This window comes from Roseibium sp. RKSG952 (assembly GCF_009711355.1).
This window is the reverse complement of record NZ_SMMF01000724.1, coordinates 1-5,732: the sequence shown is the minus strand read 5'-3', so window position 1 is coordinate 5,732 and position 5,732 is coordinate 1. Positions and strand designations below refer to the sequence as shown.

Sequence of the window (5,732 nt, the reverse complement as noted above, 5' to 3'; positions counted from 1 at the left end):
GAAGGGGTTTGCCGCGCTTCTGGATCATCCGGTGACGGACATCGCAAGCTTTGGGAAATGACAGGATGCCTCGAGTTTGAATCATGCTTCTGTCAGTGAAGTTGGAAAGAACCCAGGACGTCTTTGTACTGGACACCCAGCTCGTGGGAGAGGTAGAGGGCTGCTTTGCCCTTCACGGCATTCACGGACATCCAAGTGGCGGCAAGGATCTTCCAGAAGGACAGCATCCGGAGCGCCCGATTTCGCCCGCAGACGGGTCGATTACTACTTGCCAAAACGAATCCTTGCGGACACCATTTTTCTGCAGCTCTCAAAAAGGATTCACAATGACACAGCAAAAACTCAAATTTCCGGCCCGCCGGGAAGTCGCCGGGATTGATGTCGTCGTCGGGTTCCCTGAGAAATTTCAGTCCGTTATCAACCAGAAGGACTTTGCGGAGCGCGTATCCTGATGTCGAGCCGCCCTGTTTGTGTCGACCTGTTTGCCGGTGCCGGAGGATTATCCCTTGGCTTCGAGCAGGCGGGCTTCGATGTCGCATGCGCGGTCGAGTTGGATCCGGTCCATTGCGCCGTCCACAAGTACAACTTCCCGGAAACCGCGATCATCTGCGGTTCCGTCTCCGATGTCGACGGCGCGCAGATCAGGGAGCGCTCCGGCATCGGCTTTCGCAAGGTCTCCGTGGTCTTCGGCGGATCCCCGTGTCAGGGATTCTCCATGATCGGAAAACGCTCCCTCGACGATCCGCGCAACTCCCTCGTCATGGATTTCGTCCGTATCGTAGTCGACCTTCAGGCCGACTACTTCGTGCTCGAGAACGTTAAGGGACTGACTGTCGGCAAGCACAAGGAATTCCTCAACGAGTTGGTGTCGGAATTCACGAAGAACGACTACGAGGTCGTCCTTCCATGGAAGGTTCTGAACGCCGCCTGGTTCGGCGTCCCGCAAAAGCGCGAGCGCCTATTCATCATCGGAGCCAGGAAGGGCCTGAAGCTGCCTTCCTATCCGGAACCCCTGACATCTCCCGCCAAGGGAAAGGTGCCGGACGCCTCCCTGCCCAAAGGACCGACCGTGTCGGACGCGATTTCCGATCTCCCAGACGCCGAGCTGTTCGATGCGCTGAACTCCCGTGACTGGGTGGAAACGGAATTGGGCGAGCCGAGCGATTACGTTTGCAGACTTCGGGGGTTGCTCCCTGATCCGACCGATTATTCCGTGCCTCGCTTCTGGAACCCCGACCTCCTTACCTCGTCTGCCCGGACCGACCACAACGCAGCATCCCGCTCTCGTTTCGCCGGGGCCGAGCACGGCAAGCCGGAGCCCGTTTCGCGGTTCCTTAAGCTTGATCCTGATGGTCTCTGCAATACGCTACGCGCTGGGACCGGCAAGGATCGGGGAGCCTACACCGCCGCGCGTCCGATTCACCCCGTTCATCCGCGTTGCATCACAGTGCGTGAGATGGCGCGCCTTCACTCCTATCCGGACTGGTTCAGGTTCAATCGCACGAAGTGGAGCGGAGCGCGGGAGGTTGGCAACTCGGTTCCTCCGCTTTTGGCGCGCGCGGTCGCCTCGTCTGTCGCCACCGCCATGGGATACGAGCCGAAAAAACCTTCGAAAGCCATCTTTCTCGGTAACGAATCCTTGCTGACATGCAACGAAAGTTCTGCGAAGGAGGCTCTCGCGGTAGATTGAATCCCCATATTTTGTTGACAGACCCAGTCTTCGGTGTGATCTTCCGTGAAATCCCATCGAAGACTGGGCCGATAGCGAGGACGTCATGGACACACATTTCGACATCGACAAACCGGGGGAAAGACTGGTTCTGAGGAAAAGCCTGCGCGGCAACGTGCGCTGCAAAATTCTCCAAGTCGAGCGCGGTGTCTCCCTGGTCGGAAACGTCAAGGCTGACGAGGTCTTCATGGCGGGATCGTTCTTCGGTCATCTGGAGACGAACATCCTTCGCGTCGGAGTGCATGCCAGCCTGCGCGGCAATCTCACCTACGAGCGATTGAACATGCATCCGAGCGCAAAGCCATTGAACCACGGCTTCCTCATCGACGAAAAGAAGTTCGCGGCAGAGCTCGTTCCAACTCAGGCATCTCCGTCCGCGCCCGCAACCACGCCATCTCCCCCAGATGCTCCTGTCCCAACTGAAAAGCAAACGGTAAGCCGGGTTCTTCGCCTCAATTTCTGAGATCCTTAAGTCACCAAGTTTCGTCACTACTCACCGGAAGTTTTCAAATGACAATTCATCCCGGCACGCCCACCCCGTCCGACGACGACAATGTCCGCGACGTCTTCATCGAAGATCAGATGGGAACCGCCTATCTAAATTACGGTATGAGCGTCATCGTGGGCCGAGCGCTTCCGGACGTTCGCGACGGACTGAAGCCCGTTCATCGCCGGATCATTCATGGCATGCAGGAATCCGGTTACGTCTCGGGACGGAAGTACACCAAATCGGCAAGAACCGTCGGCGATGTCATGGGTAAGTACCACCCGCATGGCGACAGCGCGATTTACGACACCATGGTTCGTCTTGCGCAACCGTGGGCTATGGGTTCCGTGTTGATTGATGGCCAGGGCAACTTCGGCTCCCTCGACGGCGACCCTCCTGCGGCTATGCGTTACACGGAGGCGCGTCTCTCTCCTCTCGCCGGCATGATGACGCTCGACATCGACAAGGATACGGTCGACTGGGCCGACAACTACGACAACACACGCAAGGAACCGACGGCTCTTCCCGTTCGTTTCCCGAACCTTCTCGTCAACGGCCAGCAGGGCATCGCCGTCGCGATGGCAACCCAGATTCCGCCGCACAATCTCGGCGAATCCATCGATGCCTCGCTCGTTCTTCTGGACAACCCCGATGCGACCCTCGACGACGTACTTGAGGTTATGCCCGGACCCGATTTCCCGACCAAGGGGACGATCATGGGTGTCGGGGGTATTCGGAAGGCCTATGAGACCGGTCGCGGCTCTATTCGCATCGCCGGAGCGGCTGGGATCGAACCCATGAAGGGCGGGAAGTCACGGATCGTCGTGACCGAACTTCCTTACGGCGTGAACAAGAAAACTTTTCAGGAGAAAATCAAGGATCTTCACGACAAGAAGGTGATCGACGGCATCACCGACATCCGCGACGAGTCGGATCGCAAGGACGGCGTTCGTGTTGTTGTTGAGTTGCGTCGCGACGTCGAGCCTTCAATCGTCTTGAACGCCCTGAAGAAGCGCACCGAACTCGTCACGTCCTTCGGAATGAACGCCACGGTGATCGACTCCAAGGGTAAGCCCGGCGAGATGTCTATTCTTCAGATTCTGAGGGAGTTTGTAGCATTCCGCCGTGACATCGTGCGCCGCCGTACGGTGTTCGAACTCAACAAGTCGCGGGACGCTCTGCACAAGCAGATCGGCTTGTACGCGGCGGTGAGTCGCGTCGACGAGGTCGTTCACACGATCCGGAATTCAAGCGATGCGGACGAGGCAAGGGTACGCCTCATGGATATGGAATTTCCAACCGGAGGCGACTTCGCGCAGTTCCTCACCGAAGCGGATCCGGACGAACCCGTCGGCGACGTCTTTAAGCTGAGCGAGACTCAGGTGAAGGCTATTCTGGAGATGCGTCTTCAGAAGCTCACCGGTCTCGAGCGCGATGAGATTGCTCAGGTTACGAAGGGGCATTCCGAGGATATCAATCGCTACATGGAGATACTCAATAGCCGTGAGGTTCTGGACAACATCATTCGCAACGAATTTCTCGAGGTGAAGTCGAAGTTCGCGGTTCCGCGCCTCACGGAGATTAAGCCCTACGACGAAGACGAAATCGACGACGAGGACCTGATCGAGCGCAAGGACATCGTCATCACGATCACCAAGTCCGGTTATATCAAGCGCACGGACCTGTCCGCCTATCGCGAGCAGCGTCGCGGCGGCAAGGGTCGGAACGGCATGGATACGAAGGATGAGGACTTCATCACCGACACGCTCGTATGTACGACCAAGACTCCTCTGGTGTTCTTCACTGATCGCGGTATCGCTCATTCCTTGAAGGCCTACCGCCTTCCAGAGGGCGCTCCCGCGCAACGCGGGCGGCCCCTGGTCAACTTCGTCCGGCTACGACGCGAGGAAAGCATCTCCGCAGTGATCGCGATGCCGGAAAATCCGGGCGATCTCGAGGGAAAGAGCCTGGTCTTCGTGACGAGTTTCGGCACGGTTCGCCGAAACGACGTGAAGCATTTCGCCACCATCAACAAGGCTGGCAAAATCGCGATTGATCTCAACGACGAGCACGATCAGCCGCACGGCCGGCTGGTTTCAGTTCTGATGTGTCGCGATGAGGAGGATGTTATCGTCTCGACTGGGAAGGGGTTTGGTGTCCGTTTCCCGGTTGACTCTCTCCGTCAGTACTCCAGCCGAAAGAGCGTTGGCGTGAAGGCCATTCACATGGAGGACGGTAACGAGGTCATTGGCGCGTCTGTGCTTAGACACATCGGTTTCACGGCTGCGGAACGCGAGGCCTTCAAGCACAAGGGCAAGGCGATGATCAAGGACGCAGACGGGAACGACGTGGTATACGTTCTGTCTCCCGAGCGCATGTCCGAGATGAAGGAACAGGAGGAAATTCTCCTCACTGTCTCCGAACTCGGCTACGGCAAGCGGTCCTCCGCCTACGAATACCGGATCACCGCCCGGGGTGCGAAAGGCAGTGCTTTCGCTAACATCAACAAGGACACGGGGTCCTTGCTCGCCTGTATGGTCGTCTCGGATGACGATAGCCTCGTTCTGGTGACCGACGGCGGGCAGGTCATCCGTATTCCGGTGAAGGGCATTCGACGCACCGGGCGGCCGCGCCGGGGTGTGAAAATGTTCGATCTGCCGGAAGGCCAGAAAATCGTTTCCGTCGTGCGTGTCGCGGCTGAGGACAGCGATCAGGTCGAATCCCGATCCGACGCAACCTCATTATCCTAGGAGTTTTGTATGACAGACGCTCGTGAATGCATTCTCGCCGCCGCCGACAGGCTTACTGCGCTGGAAAAGGCCAAGGTCGATCTCGAGGCGGTAAAGCAGAGGGTCGCCGACCTGAAGCAGGAATACGACGATCAGATCGCCGCCTGCGAGGAAGCTGGTCTGACGAAGGTGAAGGCCCGCAAGGCCGTTCAGGGTATCGTAGACGTTCTCGTTGATGCCGATCTCATTGATCTTCCAGCGGAAAAGCCGAAGGCGTCTCGCAAGCCGCGTGCTCCCAAGGCGGCCAAGCAGAAGGAGGTCTCTGATAATTCGTCGAAGACCGAAAGTTCCAAAGAGGTCGTCGAGCAGAATTCCACCGTCGGTCAGAGCGCTAACGTCGCGTCGGAGCCGGAGGAAAGCCACGCCGTAACGGCTTCGGACGAAGAAATCACCGATGATTCCGCTGAAATCGAGGTCCTCGTCGCCGATGAGCCGAGCGCTTCCGAAGAGGTCGCTTCCGAGATTCCGGACGAGGAGGTCCCCATTCAGGAGCAGGTTTCCTCTAACGAGGATTTCGGCGAGCTGAAGGTTGTTGAAACATCGAATCCCTCGGAAACCGTCTCCGAAGATGAAATCAACGTCTTCGATGACACAGGCGAGGAAGACGGCATCGAGGTTCCGCAGGAATCGGCTAAGCGTTCTGATTTCTCCCTTCCTGCATTCATGCAGAAGTAAGTCCTTCTTTTTGCGAATGCTGATGTCCGCAGGATTTGCAGTGAAAGAGCGC

5 protein-coding genes are annotated in these 5,732 nt (G+C 57.7%); all 5 read left to right on the top strand.

Annotated elements, in window-relative coordinates:
• Window positions 1-326 precede the first annotated feature (326 nt).
• The 5 genes from E1297_RS50725 (at window position 327) to E1297_RS04770 (ending at window position 5,680) form a co-directional block, all read left to right on the top strand.
• Entirely contained in the window at window positions 327-452 is a 126-nt protein-coding gene (locus tag E1297_RS50725; protein WP_256372684.1) for a hypothetical protein, read from the top strand.
• A complete protein-coding gene (locus E1297_RS04785; RefSeq protein ID WP_155134598.1) occupies window positions 452-1,690 on the top strand; it encodes a DNA cytosine methyltransferase in 1,239 nt (412 codons plus the stop codon). Before E1297_RS50725 ends, E1297_RS04785 begins: the two co-directional genes overlap by 1 nt.
• A gap of 85 nt (window positions 1,691-1,775) precedes the next feature.
• Window positions 1,776-2,192, top strand: coding sequence for a polymer-forming cytoskeletal protein (locus E1297_RS04780; RefSeq protein WP_155134595.1), 417 nt, complete (start codon window positions 1,776-1,778; stop codon window positions 2,190-2,192).
• Window positions 2,193-2,239: 47 nt separating this feature from the next.
• Complete coding sequence (gene gyrA, locus E1297_RS04775) at window positions 2,240-4,966, top strand: DNA gyrase subunit A (protein ID WP_155134592.1); 2,727 nt, start codon at window positions 2,240-2,242, stop codon at window positions 4,964-4,966.
• Between the two features lie 9 nt (window positions 4,967-4,975).
• Window positions 4,976-5,680 carry a hypothetical protein gene (locus E1297_RS04770; protein WP_155134589.1) on the top strand — a complete coding sequence of 235 codons (705 nt, stop codon included), beginning with the start codon at window positions 4,976-4,978 and terminating at the stop codon, window positions 5,678-5,680.
• Window positions 5,681-5,732: the final 52 nt, after the last annotated feature.

Coding starts and splice junctions, on each gene's coding strand:
- gyrA (WP_155134592.1), top strand. CDS start 2,240: ATGACAATTCATCCCGGCACGCCCACCCCGTCCGACGACGACAATGTC.
- E1297_RS50725 (WP_256372684.1), top strand. CDS start 327: ATGACACAGCAAAAACTCAAATTTCCGGCCCGCCGGGAAGTCGCCGGG.
- E1297_RS04770 (WP_155134589.1), top strand. CDS start 4,976: ATGACAGACGCTCGTGAATGCATTCTCGCCGCCGCCGACAGGCTTACT.
- E1297_RS04780 (WP_155134595.1), top strand. CDS start 1,776: ATGGACACACATTTCGACATCGACAAACCGGGGGAAAGACTGGTTCTG.
- E1297_RS04785 (WP_155134598.1), top strand. CDS start 452: ATGTCGAGCCGCCCTGTTTGTGTCGACCTGTTTGCCGGTGCCGGAGGA.